Source organism: Haloferax sp. Atlit-48N (assembly GCF_003383015.2).
Lineage (GTDB): Archaea > Halobacteriota > Halobacteria > Halobacteriales > Haloferacaceae > Haloferax > Haloferax volcanii.
The window spans coordinates 2,173,251-2,187,482 of record NZ_CP137689.1 but is presented as its reverse complement, the minus strand read 5'-3'; the positions used below and the strand labels follow the sequence as shown (position 1 = coordinate 2,187,482).

The window sequence follows — 14,232 nt, the reverse complement described above, 5'->3', positions numbered from 1 at the left end:
TAAGGATTCTGCCGGATTGTCAGGTGTCGCCCGCGCGGACGACGAACCGCGGCCCCGTCAGGAGCCGTCGTCGCTCGCGGTCGCGGCCGCGGACGACGCGTCCCGTCACCGAGACCTCGTCGCCGCGGGCGACGACCCCCGTCACTTCCTCGCCGCCGAACGCGACGTGCCCGCCCGGCGGGACGCGAACCCGAACCTCGCCGGTCGCGTCGCGGAGGACGAACGGGCGCGTCGCACGGCCGACGACCGGCCGACCGCCGTCCCCTCGTCGGCCGTCGCCGGCGCTCGCCTTGCCCCGCCAGACCTCGACCGCCGGCCCGTCGCCCGCGACGCCCGCGACCGTGCCGACGACGGTCGCCCGAGCGACGCCGTCGAGGTCGTGAACTCGTCGTTCCGGGGTCGCCCCGACGAGGCGGCGACGCGCTCGCGCCCGGAGGCGGTTCACGAGACGCCGGCCGACGGCCGGGAACGCGCTGGCCGCGGCTCCTCGGTGGTCGGCGTCGAAACGGGAGCCACACACGAGGCTCGTCGCTTTCGGTCGGCGTGGTAACATCGTCGCGGAGTGGTCCCGCGTTCGGATAAGAAGGTTCGGTCGTCGGCCGCTTCGGCCGCCGTCAGTCGTCGGAGAGCTGTTCGAGAACGCGCCGCGGGACCTCGCCTTCGAGCGCCTCGCGGTCGAGGTCCTCCGGCGGCTCACCCGAAAACTCGATGGACGGTCCGGACGGCTCGGACGGCCCGGCCGACTCCGACGCCCCGAGGTCGCCGAAGTCGGGATTGAACAGCTGCATGGCGGTCTGGATGGTCGTCCAGTCGTCGTCGCCGGCGGCGTCGCGGAGGCTCTTGGTCGGCGCGGCGAGGATTTGGCCGACGAGCGCGTCCGCGAGCGACTCGACCGTCTCGCGTTGCTCGTCGGTGAGGTCGCCCTGCGATTCGAGCTTCGACAGCGCCGTCGACACCTCGCGGCGCTTGACGTGCTCTGCGGCCTCGTACATCGAACTGATGGCCTCGTCGGCGCGCTTGCGCTTGTAGGCGGCGAGCAGGCGGTCGAACTCCTCGTCTATCATCGCCTCGACCTCGCTGGCGGCGCGCTCGCGGCGCTCCGCGGTCCGGTCGGTCACCGTCTCCAAATCGTCGATGTCGCGGACGCGGACGCCGGCGAGGTCGCTGGCGTCGGGGTCGACGTCCCGCGGCTGGGCGATGTCGATGAGCATCGTCTCGCCGGCGTCGTCCAACTGGTTCGGGGTGACGACGTAGTCGGGGCTGCTCGTGGCCGTGATGACGAGGTCGGCGTCGCGGAGGCGACCGCCGAGGTCGCCCAGTCCGACGGCCTTCGAGACGCCCGGCACCTCGCGGGCGAGGTGGCGGGCGTTGGCGACCGTCCGGTTCGCGACGACGAGGTCGCCCACGTCGACCGACGCGAGCGCCTTCGTCGCGAGCGTGCCCATCTCGCCGGCCCCGACGACGAGGGCTTCGACCTCCCCGATGGGGGCGTCGAGTTCGGCCCGCGCGAGCCTGACGGCGGCGCTCCCGAGGGAGACGGCCCCCTCGTTGATGGCCGTCTCGTCGCGGGCGCGCTCGCCGACGTGGACGGCCTTCATGAGCGCGTCTTCGAGCATCGGACCGATGGCGTCCTGTTCGCGGGCGGCCTCGATGCCGGCTTTGACCTGTCCGAGAATCTGGTCCTCGCCGAGGACGAGCGATTCGAGCCCCGACGCCACGCGCATGAGGTGGCGCAGGGTCTCTTCGTGGTCCATGTGGCGGACGCTCCCGTCTCGAACGTCGGGAGCGAAATCGTCGAGCGCGCGGCGGCCGTCGGCCGCGTCGTCGGTGACGACGTACGCCTCGGCGCGGTTACACGTCTGGAGCGAGAACGCCTCGGAGACGCCGTCGCGGGCGAGGAGTCGCTCGACGACGGTCTGAACGTCGTCGCTCGACGCGGCTTCTATCTCGCGAACGCTGGCCCGGTCGTGGGCGACGCTCACACCGGAGATGACGCCCGAATCTCTCATGAATCACCTCGCTGTGTGTCTCGTATCACGCGCGCTGCCTCTTGGCGGGGATTTGCATCGCCGGTACGTAAAGCCTTCCAAACCGACGGGTCTCGCACGACCGCGCGAATCGCATCACGGCGCTCGGCCGGCGACCGGTCGGACGCCTTGAGCTCCGCCCGAAGCTCCGCGGTCAACGCGGCCATCTCGCCGGCTCCCGCCAACTCGGCTTCGACGCGCTCTCGGAGGTGCTTCGAGAGCGCCGGGCTCGCCCCGCCGGTCGTAATCACGACCGACACGTCGCCGTCCTCGACGGTGGCCGGGACGACCACGCTCCCCGCGTCGCGCTCGCCGCTCCGGTCGGCCCGGTTGACGAGTGCGCCGGCGTCTCGGGCGGCTGCGACGACCGCGTCGTTCACGTCGTCGTCGTCGGTCGCCGCGACGACGAGCGCCGGGGCGAACCGTTCGACCCAGTCGGAAACCTCGTCGGGCGCGGGGGCCGCCCGGACGCGTTCCGCGTCGCCGAAGTCGCGGTCAGCGAACGCGGGGCTGACGACGACGGTCCGCGCCTCGCGGGCGAACCGGCGGGCCTTCCGCGCGCCGACGGGCCCCCCGCCGAAGACGACGACCGTCTCGTCGGAGAGGTCGTGGACCAGCGGAATCATCTCACTCCGTGTTCGCCTCGGCTCGTTCGTCCAGTCTGATTCCCGTCTTCTTCAGGATGCGCGTCGAAAACAGGGTGTCCCAGTCGTCGTCGCCCACGTCCCAGTAGTCGCTCATGACCTCGCGCACCTGCTCGATGCGGGCTTCGCTTTCCGCCTCGGAGCGGCCGTGGGTCATGGCGAAGAAGTTGTACGGCCAGACGCCCTCGTGTCGCGGCCGGCGGTAGCAGTGGGTGACGAAGTCCAGCGAGGCGATTTCGGGGCCGACCTCCATCACGAGGTCGTCGGGGACGTTCCAGACGGTCATCCCGTTTTCCGAGTAGCCGAGCGCGTAGTGGTTCGGGATGACGCCGACGCGGCGGACCTTCCCCTCCAGATTGAACCGCTTGATGGTCTCGACGACCCACGCCGGCTCCTGTCCGATGGCCGCCGCCACGTCGGCGTAGGGCGTCTCCGTAATCGGCAGGCCGCCCTGAATCTCCATGACGAGGTCGCGCTCGTCGGGCGTCAGGGTGCGCGCGTCCGTCGGCTCCACGTCGGGGCCGAGCTGTGAGAGGTCGAGGTCGCCGTCCGAGATGGGACCGTCGAGGAGGAACTTCGCGCCGACGTGGAACTCGTGGCGCTTGGGCATGTTGTACGTCGCTTGGCCCGTCTCGTCCTCGATGTCACCGAGCACCTCCTCGACCCGCGACTCGTCGGCGACCGAGACGACGAACCACATGTTCAGGTGGGGATGCTCGCGCTCGTAGTTGTGCGCGACCTCGCGGTGGTCGTTCACCTGCTCGGCCACCTCGTCGAATCGCTCGGGCGGCGCGTGCATGGCGACGAGCGTCGCCGTGCCGCCGATTTCCTCGGCGTTGACGAGCGCGCCGAACCGCGAGAGAACGCCCTCCTCGTCGAGCGTCCGCACCCGCTCGCAGAGGTCGGCCGCCGACACGTCCACCCCGCGCTCGCGGAGCGCGGCCGCCGCTGGCTCGAAGGGACGTTCGACGACGGGGAAGCCGCCCTGGAAGGCGTTGACGATGGCGCGGTCGAGACGAGAGAGGTCCGCGTCCGCCTGTATCATGGGCGTCACTCGGGATGCGAGGCGGATAAACGCCTCGCTTGTTCTCACCGCGGCGAACAGACCCGAACGCCCGGCGAGCCGTCCGTGAACGCTCGACGCGGGCGGCGCGAGCGCCCGGCCCGTGGGTAAAAAAGGACGTTCGAGCGTCGAGGGGTCGCGGCCCGCGTCGAGGGGCCGCGTCAGGGGACCGGCGTGACGCGGTCGATGTCGTCGAGCGCTTCGAGGCCCTCGACGATGGCGTCCTGGTCGGCGATGGCCTCGTAGTAGAACACGAGGTCGAACGTGCCGTCGCGGACGAGCTGTTGGCACTCCCAGACGAACTCGTCGTCCTCGACGGAGAGGCCCTGGAACTGGTTCGACGAGAAGTCGGTGTCGTCGTTTCCGGCGTAAATCCACGCGTCGCCCTTCCCCGCGTGCTCCGCGATGACATCGTTGATTTCGACGGTCAGCTCCTGCATCTCCAGGTCCTCGCGACTGGTGAGGTCGGTGTGGACGATGGCCCCGACGAGTTCGATATCGCCGGGTTCGAGCAGCGCGAGGGTCCGCTGGTAGAGGTCCTCGTCGATGGTCTCGCTCATGTCCGAGTCTTCTCGGGGAGGTACAAACGGGTGGCGATTCGTCGCCCGCCGCACCGTGCGACGGTGTAACCCACAAGACACATTGCCCCGGGAGACGACCGGCGGTATATGTTCGGGTGGGTCCGACGCGGCTTTCGACGCGCCTACGAGCGGGTGCTCGACCGGGAGATAGACGACGGACCGACCCACGTCGCCATCATTCAGGACGGCAACCGCCGGTACGCCCGGAAGAACGGCGACGACGCCCCCGACGGCCACAAGGCCGGCGCGCAGACGACCGAGGACGTGTTGACGTGGTGCGAGGAACTCGGCATCGAGGAGCTGACGCTGTACACCTTCTCGACCGAGAACTTCGACCGCCCGGAACACGAGCGCGAACCCCTCTTCGACCTCATCGAGGACAAGCTCTACGAGTTCGCCGACTCCGAGCGCGTCCACGACCGCGAGGTCGCCGTCCGCGCCATCGGTGAGGTCCACCTGCTCCCCGACCGCGTCCGCGACGCCGTCGAGTACGCGGAGTCCCGGACCGCCGACTACGACGGCTTCACCCTCAACATCGCCCTCGCGTACGGCGGCCGGGCGGAACTCCTCGGGGCCGCCCGCGACGTCTGCCGGGCGGTCGAGCGCGGCGACCTCTCGCCCGACGAGGTGGACGTGTCGGCCGTCGACCGCCGCCTGTCCAGAAAGCCCGTCCGCGACGTGGACCTCATCATCCGCCCCGGCGGCGACGAGCGCACCTCGAACTTCCTGCCGTGGCACGCCAACGGCAACGAGGCCGCGGTCTACTTCTGTGCGCCCTACTGGCCGGAGTTCTCGAAGGTCGACTTCCTGCGCGGCATCCGCACCTACGAGTCCAGAGAGCAGTCGTGGCAGCGCACCCGGACCGAGCGCGCCGTCACGCTCGTCCGGGCCGTCGCCGAAGTCGAGTTAGAGGACGCCCGCACGGTCGCGGGTCGCCTCCGCGAGCAACTCCCCTCGTCCGGGGCCGACGAGGTGTCCGCCGAGTTGGCGAAGCGGACCGACGAGACGGCCGACTGAGTCGGCCGTCCGAACTGTTTTCGCGGCTATTCGTCGCCCTGCGCAGCCCCGGCGTCGACGACGCGGCCGTAGAACAGTATCGCGTCCGTCGGCCTGTCGCGGATGCAGAACAGGAACGGTCGGTCGAACCGGAGTTCGCCCCAGCTCGGCGGCAGCGACGATTCGACGACGACGCCCGTGGCCGCCGCGGCCTCGGTCCCCTCCTCGTCCACGGAGACGAACGACTTGTGGAACACCTCGTCGATGGCGAGACCTGACCCGTCACCCTCGGTCATGCCGCCGAAGTCGGCATCCGGGCCGAACGCGGCGGGCATCCCGAGATCCGACAGCGCCTCCGAGAGTTGGACCTCGGTCTCGAACTCGAACCGCGGGAGCACGACGTCCCCGATTCGCTCTCGCATCTCCTCGAAGACGCCGAACAGTCGGCTCGCGGTCAGACTTTGTTCGAACGACTCGAACTCGCCTTCGTCCGGGAGCAAAAGCACCATCGACACGTCCCGGCCGACGTACGGGAGTTCGACGGCCTGCGCGCTCGGGAAGTCGGCGTAGTTCGCCTTGAGTTCCTGCCGCATGAGCGGCACCGTCGACTCGGACCCGTCCAGCGCGGTGAACGTCCCGTCCTCGGTGTCCTCGGAGTCGAACGTGTGCGCCCACTGCGCCATGAAGTAGATGGCGTTGGTGAGCACGAGCGCCGTGTCGGGCGTGACGGAGCCAGCCGGAAGCAAGTCCTCGATTCGGCCCTCGGTCTGGTCGGCGACCCACTCGTTGATTCGTTCCCGCTCGCCGTCCGGGTCGCCGGCGAAGTCGGCCCGTCGAAGCCCGGCCCCGTAGTTCGATTCGAGGCTGTCGAGGAACGCGTCCGAGAACGCGAACCCCTCGCGCCCCCACAGGGCGTTCGCCACGGCCAATCGGAAGGCGTCGGCTTCGCCGCCGTCGATTGGGGCCCGAGCCGTCTCTCGCTCTTCGAGCGCCGCCCGTAGGTCTGCGAACGCCGGGTGAACGTCCTCGCCGAGCGTGTAGCGGAGCGTCGCTTCCATCTGTTCGCGGGTCTTCCCGCGAGCGCCCGCGTAGGTCATCGCCAACGCGACGGAGATGCTGTACGGCGAGAGGAACTGGTTGCCGCCCTGCTCGGTCGCCACCTGTCGGTGCAGGTCGAGGGCGAACTCGGCGTTGCCGGCCGCGAGCGCGGCGAGTCGCTCGTCGTCCACGCTCGGTTTGCCGGTCGGCGGTTCGTCGTTCGGGGTCTCTGTCGGCGCGTCCGTGGTCGCAGTCGCGGTGGTCGTCGTCTCGGTCTCGGTCTCCGCGGACGACTGCCCGTCGCCCGTACAGCCGGCTATCGTCGCGGCGGCGAGCGCCCCCGACAACGTCAACATCTCGCGGCGGTTCATGTTGGAGCGTTCAACTGTCTAACAATATGTCTTCTGTACGCACAAACAGCCGTTTGAGAGACGGCGGCGGGTCACCCTACCGGCGAATCCGCCGTCGGAACGTCCGCCAGCAGAACCACGCCAGTAGCGTGGCGCTCTGGCCGAGCACGATGGCGACGAACTCGGCTTCGTACCGCGGCCCCAACAGTAGCACCGCCCCGCCGTAGGCGACGGTCGGATCCCACGAGCGCCAGCCCTCGTAACGCGATTCGAGGAACAGCCACGGCGGGACGACAGCGACGCCGACGAGCGCCCACGGCCAGTCCGGCTGGGCGGGCTGATTGAGCCAGAGAACGAGCGGCACTGTGAGCGCGAACATGACGTGTCCGTCTTCGAGCCACTCGCTGGCCGGCGGTGGCGGCGGGAGAAGGTCCGTTCTGTCGGTCGAGGTGGAGGGCATTTGACTCGGATTGCCACTCAATCAACTTATGTGTGCGGTCGAGGAGGACGCGTCGGCAACGCCGCCACGCGATTCGCCCTAGCGGCCGAACTTCTGTCGCACTCTTCGAGCGCGACAACGGTTGGCCGATTCGCTGACGCTCATCGGCCAAACCTCCGCTGGCGGTCCTGATAGTCCCGCAACGCCCGCAGGTAGTCCCGCTTCCTGAAGTCCCGCCAGTTCACGTCGGTGAAGTAGAGTTCCGCGTACACCGACTGCCAAATCATGAAGTCCGACAGGCGTTCTGCCCCCGTCTTCACCACGAAGTCGGGTTCGTCGGGGAACACGAGCCGCTGTTCGATGTCCGCGGCGTCGATGTCGTCGGGGTCGAGCGCGCCCTCGTCGACCTCCTCGGCCAGCGACTGCACCACCGACGCGAACTCGCGTTTCCCGCCGAGGCCGATGCTGACCTGCACGGGGGCGTCGGCGCGTTCGGTGTCGCCCGGCTCGCGAAGCTCGACTCGGTGCGGAACGTCGAGGTCGCGGAGTTCGCGGGCGAGCGTCGGGACGACCGCCTCGTCGAGGACGCTCACGGAGATGGTGACGCGGTCGCTCCCGAACTCGAACGCCCAGCCGACGAACGCTTCGAGCGTCTCGTAGGCGCCCTGTTCCAGCAGGTCGCGCTCGGTGATGACGAGCGCGACGTGCTCGGGGGCGTCGGCGTCGTCGAGGCGGAACCGGAGGGCGAGATAGGAGTCGTACAGTCCCACGGGAATCGTTCTCGCGGCGATTCTCCTAACGCTTCGGGTTCGGCGTCGGCCCGAGATTCCGCCCCTCGGCACCGGCCCGCAGACCCGCGGTTGTGCGGTCGTCGGTGATGTCGGGAGGGTTAAGTGCGCGTCGGGGATACCGAATGGTGTGACTTCCACGGTACGGCGAGCGGGCGGGTTCGCGGTCGTCGGGACGTTGGCCCTCGCGGCCCCCAGTCTCGGCGCGGCCGCGTTCGCGCCCTTCGCCGCAGTCGCGCTCTTGGCGGCGTTCGTCGTCGACGACGGCCCGCTGTTCGAGCTGTTCGCGCGCCCCGGCGACCGGCAGGACGGCCGGCTCAACGGGCTCGCCGGGTTCGCGCTGGCCGCGACCGGCCTCGCCCTCTTGGCGACGGTCCCGCGCGTCACGATGCCGCTTTCGGTGTTCGCCGCCGCGGTGTTGATACTCGCCTACGGCAACCTCGGCGCGCGACTGGTGGATTCGAGAACGTCCGACGAGTCGCTTCGCGCGGCGGGCTTCGTCGCGGCCGCGGTCCTCGCAGGGACCGCGGGACAGGCGGCAATCGCGTCGCTGACGGGCGAGGCGATGCTCTTCGCCCGATTCACCCTGCTCGCGGCCGTCGGCGGCCTCGTCGGCGCGGTGCTCCGGACGGCCCTCTACGAGCGCGACGACCCGCTCGTCATGCTCTCTATCGGGCTCGTCCTCTGGGGCGTCGAGGTGCTCGCGGGGCCGGTATCACCGACGCAGACCGGCGTCGCGCTCGCTCTCACGGTCGCGCTCGGCTACGCCGCCTACGCCCTCGGAACGGCCTCCGTCGCCGGCATGATAACCGGCGTGCTCCTCCTCCTCTTCGCGGTCGTCTTCGGCGGCTTCGGCTGGGCGCTCGTGCTCGTCTCCTTCTTCGGCGTCGGCGCGCTCGCCACCAAGTTCCGGTACGACAGCAAGGCCGAACGCGGCGTCGCCGAGGACAACGACGGCGCTCGCGGCACCGGCAACGTCCTCGGCAACTCGGGGGTCTCGCTCGTCTCCGTCGTCGGCTACGCCGCGGCGCAAACCCTCGGCTATCCGTTCGTCAGCGACCTGCTCGTCCTCGCGTTCGCCGGGTCGGCCGCCGCCGCGATGAGCGACACCCTCTCCAGCGAAATCGGCGGGCTGTTCGACCAGCCGCGGCTCATCACCTCGCTCAAGCCCGTCCCGGCGGGGACCGACGGCGCGGTGACGTGGCAGGGCGAGGTCGCCGGCGCGGTGGGCGCTGCCTTCGTGGCCGGCGTGAGCGTGCTGGTGCTCCCCATCCCGGCTCAGACGGCCGCCATCGCGATTCTCGCCGGCGGCCTCGTCGGCATGACCGTCGATAGCCTCCTCGGCGCGACGGTCGAAGGGGCCGGCCTCGGCAATCAGGCGGTCAACTTCCTCGCCACGTTCGCCGGCGCGCTGGGCGCGGTCATCGTCTGGATTCCGCTGTGACGGGGGGACACGGCCGTGACGGGGGCGACGCCGACGTGGCGGGCGTTCGACCCGCCCGCGACACCGACCTGCCGGCCGTCGAGTCGCTCCAGCGATTCGTCTCTCATCCGTCGCCCGGCCTCTTGGACGCGTGGCCCGCCGTCGGCACGCTGCTCGTCGCCGTCGGCGCCGACGACCGGCCGGTCGGCTACCTGCTCGGCGTCGGCGCGCACCTGACCGAACTCGCCGTCTCGCCGGACCACCGGCGCGAGGGGCGCGCCACCGCGCTCGTGGAAGCCTTCCGCGACGCGCACCGCTCGGGCGCTGACGCGGCTGACGCGCCGCTCACGTTGTTAGTCCATCCGGAGAACGACGGCGCGCGCGCCTGCTACGAGGCGCTCGGGTTCCGGCGGGACGCCCGCGTCCCCGACGCGTTCGACGGCGACGACGGGCTTCGGCTCGTCCTCGACTGATTGCGGCCGGTCGCCTCGGTCGATGTCGCGGTGTGGCTTGTCCCGTCGGGTCTTCAGTCGCTTCAGTCGAGGAGCTGGTCCGCGGTTCTGACGCGGACGCTGACGGGCTTTTTGACGTACTCGCCGGCCGAGCGCGCCACGACGTGCCCGACGCCGCGCTGGGCCGCGATGTCGACGAGTTTCTGACTCGCCTCGCCGTCGACGACGACGATTGCCGGGGCGGGGTCGGCGTACTCGACGGTGTCGTAGACCTTCTCGACCGCGACCTCGTCGTCGATGTCGAGGCCGTCGTTCAGGAGGCGTGCCATGCCGCTCTCGTCGGCGATGACCGCCTGCACGTGGTCGGTGAGCGAGGGTCGCTCGTCGGCGGGGTCGACCGCCTCGGTGACGGCATCGACCTCGGACTCGGTGAACACCTCCGCGTCGGCGGCGTCGCCGTCGGCCGCCGCGTTCTCGCTCGCGGCGTCCGCGGGCCGCTCGACCGCGACGGTGCCACCGTTACCGCCCTCGGCGGTGGTGTCGGTGACCGCGTCGGCCGACCCGTTGATGGGGCCGTCTGCGGGTGGAGTCGACGACGCCTCAGTCGTCGGCGACTCCGTGTGAGGGTCCGTCGGAGCCTCCCCCGCCCCCGTCCCGTTGGCGGCGGCGACGGCGGCCCGGAAGTCCCCGTCGCCGTCGTCCGGAAGCGACGAGAGCGCGACCTTGTTCCGGAGGGCGCGGACGACCGACGCGCGGTCGAGGTCCTCGACCGATCGGCCGTCGGGCGCGAACGCGACGTAATCAACGTCGCCGACCTGCGAGAGTTCACGCAGGATGAGTTCGCCGCCGCGGTCGCCGTCGAGGAACGCCGTGACGGTCCGCTCTTGGGTGAGGCCGGCGACCGCGTCGGGGACGTTCGTTCCCTCGACGGCGACGGCGTTTTTGATGCCGTAGCGGAGGAGGGTGAGCACGTCGGCGCGTCCCTCGACGACGATGATGGCGTCGGAATCGGCGACGCGGGGGCCCGCCGGGAGGCCCTGGTACTCGGTGATATCCTCGACGCGGACGCTCTCTTTGACCGCTTCGAGGATTTCCGTCGAAGACATCACGGTGTCGTCGAACGACTCCGCGAGCAGTTCCTTGGCGCGCTCGACGACCATCCGGCGCTTGGCCTCGCGCACGTCCTCGATGTTCGTGACCTCGATGACGGCCTGGCAGGGACCGACGCGGGTCAGCGTCTCCAGCGAGGCCGCGAGGATGGCCGTCTCGGCCTTGTCGAGGCTGCTGGCGATGGTCATCTGGCCGAACGAGTGGCCGTTTTCCGAGTCTATCTGTACGTCTATCCGACCGACCTTGGAGGACTGTTGGAGGTCGCGGAGGTCGAGTTCGTCGCCGAGGAGGCCCTCGGTCTGCCCGAAGACGGCCCCGACGACGTCGCTCCGTTCGACGACCCCGTCGGCGGAGATGGAAGCGTGAATGAGATATTTTGAAGTGTCGTCCATTGGTGAAGTCACCCCGCTGGGGGTGGTGATGTGATGATTGTGATGGCGTCATGGGCGGAACCCACGAACGTCATTATATAAGTTGCGCCCGAGGGAAATATCTATCGTGGCCGACGGTTCGAACGTCAGTTAGTCGTTCGTCTCGTCCCCGAAATCCGCTCCGTCGCCGGCGAATCCCCGCGTTCCGTCCGCCGCCAGCGACCGCCGCCGACCGCCCGATTCGTTACGCCTCCTCGTCAGTTCGGTGCGCGCCGACGAACTCGCCGGCGTCCCGGCAGAACGCCGCCGGGTCTTCGGGGAAGTCGTGTTCGGCGACGGCCCACTCGACGAATCCCTCGCGGGCGGCCGCGAGACAGCGGTCGATGTCGAGTTCTCCCTCGCCGAGCGGGACGGGTCGCCCGCCGCGTTTCGCGTCGGCGTCGAGTACCACGTCTTTCAGGTGGACGACCGGGGTTCGGTCGGCGTAGCGGTCGATGTACGCGACGGGGTCGTAGCCGGCGGCGAGAATCCACGCGAGGTCGAGTTCGAAGCCGATTCCCGACTCCTCGGCGAGCCGGTCGAGCGCGGGTTCGCCCTCGACCGTGACGAGTTCGTGGTCGTGGTTGTGGTAGAGCAGTCTGACGCCTCGGTCGTCGCACTTCGCGGTCAGGTCGTCCAGCCGGTGTGCGGTCTCGTCGACCGCGTCGGCGTCGGCGAACGCCTCCGGGGGCAGGAACGGAACGACGAGCGTCTCGACGCCGAGCGCGCCGTAGCGCTCGCAGACGGCGTCGAGGTCGGCTTCGAGGTCCTCGATGGGGACGTGGGCGGCGGGTGCGCCGACCCCGGCGTCGTCGAGGGCCGCGCGGACCGCCGCCGCGTCGTCGACGCCCGCGAACTCCACGCCGTCGAAGCCGGCGTCCGCGGCCCGGCGCACGAGCGCCGCGGTCGACTCGTCGAGGTCTCGAAGCGAGTAGAGCTGGATGCCGAAGTTCATGTGCGTCCGCTCGTCCGCGCCGCTGGAAACTGTTTCGGCGCTCGGGTCGCCGTGACCGACCGACTGACCGACGGGACCGCCACCCGCACCGCGACCGCGACACGGGGAGAACACTGTCGTTCGACACCCGTTGTTGAAGAAAATAGTTCTTCAATCAGGGGCAACGTAGGTCGATAGAGTAAGATTTACGCATCATTATCGATTATCGTTCCTACGAATGACGCGAGTGCGCATCGACTACCGCTGGGTTGCCGTCTTCGCAATCCTCGTGACGTTCGCCGTTCCGTGGTTCCTCTGGGGCGACAGCCGGGTCTTCGCCGGTCTGCCGCTGTGGCTCTGGTGGCACATCGGCTGGATGGGGCTGACCGCCGTCGTCTTCCACCTGTTCACCCGGACGGCGTGGGACCGCGGCATCGTCGGGGAGGGTCGCTGATGGTCTCGGCGCTCGGTATCCAACTCGGCGTCGTCGGCGCGTACCTCGTGGTCGCGCTCGCGGTCGGCCTGCTCGCCTACCGCCTGACCAGCCGCGACGCGGAGGACTACTACCTCGCCGGTCGCTCCATCGGGACCGTCGTCCTCCTGTTCACCACGTTTGCGACGCTCCTCTCTGCGTTCACGTTCTTCGGCGGCCCCGACCTCGCCTACCGGGCCGGCCCCGAGTGGATTCTCGTGATGGGTGTCATGGACGGCGTGCTGTTCGCCATCCTCTGGTACGTCGTCGGCTACAAGCAGTGGCTCGTCGGCCGCGCCCACGGCTACGTCACCCTCGGCGAGATGCTCGGCGACCGCTTCGGTTCGACCCGCCTGCGCGCCGTCGTCGCCGGCATCAGCCTGTTTTGGCTGTTCCCGTACGTGATGCTCCAGCAGATGGGCGCGGGCGAGGCCATCGTCGGGCTGACGAACGGGATGGTTCCCTACTGGGCCGGCGCGGCCGGCATCACCGTGTTCATGATTGCCTACGTCGTCATCGCGGGCCTCCGCGGGGTCGCGTGGACCGACACCCTCCAAGGGCTGTTCATGCTCGGCGTCGTCTGGATTGCGGTCGGCTGGGTCGCCGCCGCGGCCGGCGGCCCCACGGCGCTGTCGAACGCCCTCGCGACCAACAAACCCGAGTTCCTCGCGCTCGGCGGCGGCCTCTACTCGCCGCAGTACATCATCGCGTCGGCCGTCACCATCGCCTTCGGCGTGGCGATGTTCCCGCAGATAAACCAGCGCTTCTTCGTCGCCAAGTCGGGCGCGGTCCTCAAGCGCTCGTTCGCGCTGTGGCCCGTCCTCGTCGTCCTGCTGTTCGTCCCCGCGTTCATCCTCGGTACGTGGGCCGCCGGCCTCGGCGTCGCCGTCCCCGAGGGCGCGAACGTCCTTCCGGTGCTCCTCAACGAGTACACGCCGGTGTGGTTCGCCGCGCTCGTCGTCGCCGGCGCGATGGCCGCGATGATGTCCTCGTCGGACTCGATGCTTCTCTCGGGGTCGTCGTACTTCACCCGCGACCTCTACCGGCCGTTCGTCAACCCCGACGCGAGCGACGCCCGCGAGGCGTGGCTGGCCCGCATCGGCGTCGCCCTGTTCGCCACGCTCACGTTCGTCGCCAGCCTGTTCCGGCCCGGCACGCTCGTCTCCGTCGGCGACACCGCGTTCGGCGGGTTCGCCCAGATGGCCCTGCCGGTCATCGTCGCGCTCTACTGGGCGAAGACGACGCGGACGGGCATGTTCGCCGGCATCCTCGGCTCGCAGGCGTTCTACCTCGCGCACGTGTTCGTCCCCGCGGTCGAAGTCGGCTCCGTGACGCTGTTCGGCGCGACCTACCTCACGTGGGACTACGCCCTCTGGGGGATGGCGCTGTCGGCGCTTCTGACCGTCGGCGTCTCCGCGATGACCGCCGCCGCGCCCGAGGAAAACCAGTCCCGGTTCACCGACGGCCTCCGGGCCGACTGACGCCGGGTCGCGCCGGTCCGCTCT

Annotated in this window: 15 protein-coding genes; 5 read left to right on the top strand and 10 right to left on the bottom strand. The window is 69.7% G+C overall.

Annotated features, from left to right (window positions below; translation table 11 throughout):
• Nucleotides 1–19: 19 nt before the first annotated feature.
• The 5 genes from DEQ67_RS11755 to DEQ67_RS11735 all read right to left on the bottom strand — a co-directional run bounded on the left by DEQ67_RS11755 (nt 20) and on the right by DEQ67_RS11735 (nt 4,294).
• A complete protein-coding gene (locus tag DEQ67_RS11755) occupies nt 20–553 on the bottom strand; it encodes a hypothetical protein (protein WP_223173929.1) in 534 nt (177 codons plus the stop codon).
• A gap of 61 nt (nt 554–614) precedes the next feature.
• Nucleotides 615–2,009, bottom strand: coding sequence for a glutamyl-tRNA reductase (gene hemA / locus DEQ67_RS11750; protein WP_004062643.1), 1,395 nt, complete (start codon nt 2,007–2,009; stop codon nt 615–617).
• Nucleotides 2,006–2,653: a precorrin-2 dehydrogenase/sirohydrochlorin ferrochelatase family protein gene (locus DEQ67_RS11745; RefSeq protein WP_115891464.1), complete on the bottom strand. Its 648-nt coding sequence runs from the start codon at nt 2,651–2,653 to the stop codon at nt 2,006–2,008. Before DEQ67_RS11745 ends, hemA begins: the two co-directional genes overlap by 4 nt.
• Nucleotide 2,654: 1 nt before the next feature.
• Nucleotides 2,655–3,716 carry an Lrp/AsnC family transcriptional regulator gene (locus DEQ67_RS11740; RefSeq protein ID WP_115803001.1) on the bottom strand — a complete coding sequence of 354 codons (1,062 nt, stop codon included), beginning with the start codon at nt 3,714–3,716 and terminating at the stop codon, nt 2,655–2,657.
• 179 nt (nt 3,717–3,895) lie between these two features.
• Nucleotides 3,896–4,294: a DUF5778 family protein gene (locus DEQ67_RS11735; RefSeq protein WP_008575434.1), complete on the bottom strand. Its 399-nt coding sequence runs from the start codon at nt 4,292–4,294 to the stop codon at nt 3,896–3,898.
• Nucleotides 4,295–4,402: 108 nt separating this feature from the next.
• Between DEQ67_RS11735 and uppS the strand changes: the two genes are divergently transcribed.
• Complete coding sequence (gene uppS, locus DEQ67_RS11730) at nt 4,403–5,332, top strand: polyprenyl diphosphate synthase (RefSeq protein ID WP_004062639.1); 930 nt, start codon at nt 4,403–4,405, stop codon at nt 5,330–5,332.
• 26 nt (nt 5,333–5,358) lie between these two features.
• On the opposite strand, the gene DEQ67_RS11725 is transcribed toward uppS, so the two are convergent.
• The 3 genes from DEQ67_RS11725 to DEQ67_RS11715 all read right to left on the bottom strand — a co-directional run bounded on the left by DEQ67_RS11725 (nt 5,359) and on the right by DEQ67_RS11715 (nt 7,908).
• Nucleotides 5,359–6,720: a serpin family protein gene (locus DEQ67_RS11725; protein WP_115860924.1), complete on the bottom strand. Its 1,362-nt coding sequence runs from the start codon at nt 6,718–6,720 to the stop codon at nt 5,359–5,361.
• Between the two features lie 76 nt (nt 6,721–6,796).
• Complete coding sequence (locus tag DEQ67_RS11720) at nt 6,797–7,159, bottom strand: Rz1 protein precursor-related protein (protein ID WP_115860922.1); 363 nt, start codon at nt 7,157–7,159, stop codon at nt 6,797–6,799.
• A gap of 140 nt (nt 7,160–7,299) precedes the next feature.
• Entirely contained in the window at nt 7,300–7,908 is a 609-nt protein-coding gene (locus DEQ67_RS11715) for an undecaprenyl diphosphate synthase family protein (RefSeq protein ID WP_115860919.1), read from the bottom strand.
• A gap of 148 nt (nt 7,909–8,056) precedes the next feature.
• On the opposite strand from DEQ67_RS11715, the gene DEQ67_RS11710 reads away from it, so the two are divergent.
• Nucleotides 8,057–9,370: a DUF92 domain-containing protein gene (locus DEQ67_RS11710; RefSeq protein ID WP_115802997.1), complete on the top strand. Its 1,314-nt coding sequence runs from the start codon at nt 8,057–8,059 to the stop codon at nt 9,368–9,370.
• Entirely contained in the window at nt 9,367–9,822 is a 456-nt protein-coding gene (locus tag DEQ67_RS11705; protein ID WP_233506042.1) for a GNAT family N-acetyltransferase, read from the top strand. The genes DEQ67_RS11710 and DEQ67_RS11705 overlap by 4 nt, the downstream gene beginning before the upstream one ends.
• A gap of 62 nt (nt 9,823–9,884) precedes the next feature.
• Here DEQ67_RS11705 and dnaG read toward each other — a convergent pair whose 3' ends face one another.
• Both dnaG and DEQ67_RS11695 read right to left on the bottom strand, forming a co-directional pair.
• Nucleotides 9,885–11,303 (bottom strand): DNA primase DnaG, encoded by a 1,419-nt coding sequence (gene dnaG, locus DEQ67_RS11700; protein WP_115802996.1) that lies wholly within the window; start codon nt 11,301–11,303, stop codon nt 9,885–9,887.
• Nucleotides 11,304–11,526: 223 nt separating this feature from the next.
• Nucleotides 11,527–12,276 carry a sugar phosphate isomerase/epimerase family protein gene (locus DEQ67_RS11695; RefSeq protein WP_115861305.1) on the bottom strand — a complete coding sequence of 250 codons (750 nt, stop codon included), beginning with the start codon at nt 12,274–12,276 and terminating at the stop codon, nt 11,527–11,529.
• Nucleotides 12,277–12,493: 217 nt separating this feature from the next.
• Between DEQ67_RS11695 and DEQ67_RS11690 the strand changes: the two genes are divergently transcribed.
• Nucleotides 12,494–12,709 (top strand): DUF3311 domain-containing protein, encoded by a 216-nt coding sequence (locus tag DEQ67_RS11690; protein WP_004042215.1) that lies wholly within the window; start codon nt 12,494–12,496, stop codon nt 12,707–12,709.
• Nucleotides 12,709–14,208 (top strand): sodium:solute symporter family protein, encoded by a 1,500-nt coding sequence (locus tag DEQ67_RS11685; protein ID WP_004062631.1) that lies wholly within the window; start codon nt 12,709–12,711, stop codon nt 14,206–14,208. The genes DEQ67_RS11690 and DEQ67_RS11685 overlap by 1 nt, the downstream gene beginning before the upstream one ends.
• Nucleotides 14,209–14,232 lie beyond the last annotated feature (24 nt).

Coding starts and splice junctions, on each gene's coding strand:
- DEQ67_RS11695 (WP_115861305.1), bottom strand. CDS start 12,276: ATGAACTTCGGCATCCAGCTCTACTCGCTTCGAGACCTCGACGAGTCG.
- DEQ67_RS11735 (WP_008575434.1), bottom strand. CDS start 4,294: ATGAGCGAGACCATCGACGAGGACCTCTACCAGCGGACCCTCGCGCTG.
- uppS (WP_004062639.1), top strand. CDS start 4,403: ATGTTCGGGTGGGTCCGACGCGGCTTTCGACGCGCCTACGAGCGGGTG.
- DEQ67_RS11720 (WP_115860922.1), bottom strand. CDS start 7,159: ATGCCCTCCACCTCGACCGACAGAACGGACCTTCTCCCGCCGCCACCG.
- DEQ67_RS11755 (WP_223173929.1), bottom strand. CDS start 553: ATGTTACCACGCCGACCGAAAGCGACGAGCCTCGTGTGTGGCTCCCGT.
- DEQ67_RS11725 (WP_115860924.1), bottom strand. CDS start 6,720: ATGAACCGCCGCGAGATGTTGACGTTGTCGGGGGCGCTCGCCGCCGCG.
- DEQ67_RS11685 (WP_004062631.1), top strand. CDS start 12,709: ATGGTCTCGGCGCTCGGTATCCAACTCGGCGTCGTCGGCGCGTACCTC.
- DEQ67_RS11740 (WP_115803001.1), bottom strand. CDS start 3,716: ATGATACAGGCGGACGCGGACCTCTCTCGTCTCGACCGCGCCATCGTC.
- hemA (WP_004062643.1), bottom strand. CDS start 2,009: ATGAGAGATTCGGGCGTCATCTCCGGTGTGAGCGTCGCCCACGACCGG.
- DEQ67_RS11690 (WP_004042215.1), top strand. CDS start 12,494: ATGACGCGAGTGCGCATCGACTACCGCTGGGTTGCCGTCTTCGCAATC.
- dnaG (WP_115802996.1), bottom strand. CDS start 11,303: ATGGACGACACTTCAAAATATCTCATTCACGCTTCCATCTCCGCCGAC.
- DEQ67_RS11745 (WP_115891464.1), bottom strand. CDS start 2,653: ATGATTCCGCTGGTCCACGACCTCTCCGACGAGACGGTCGTCGTCTTC.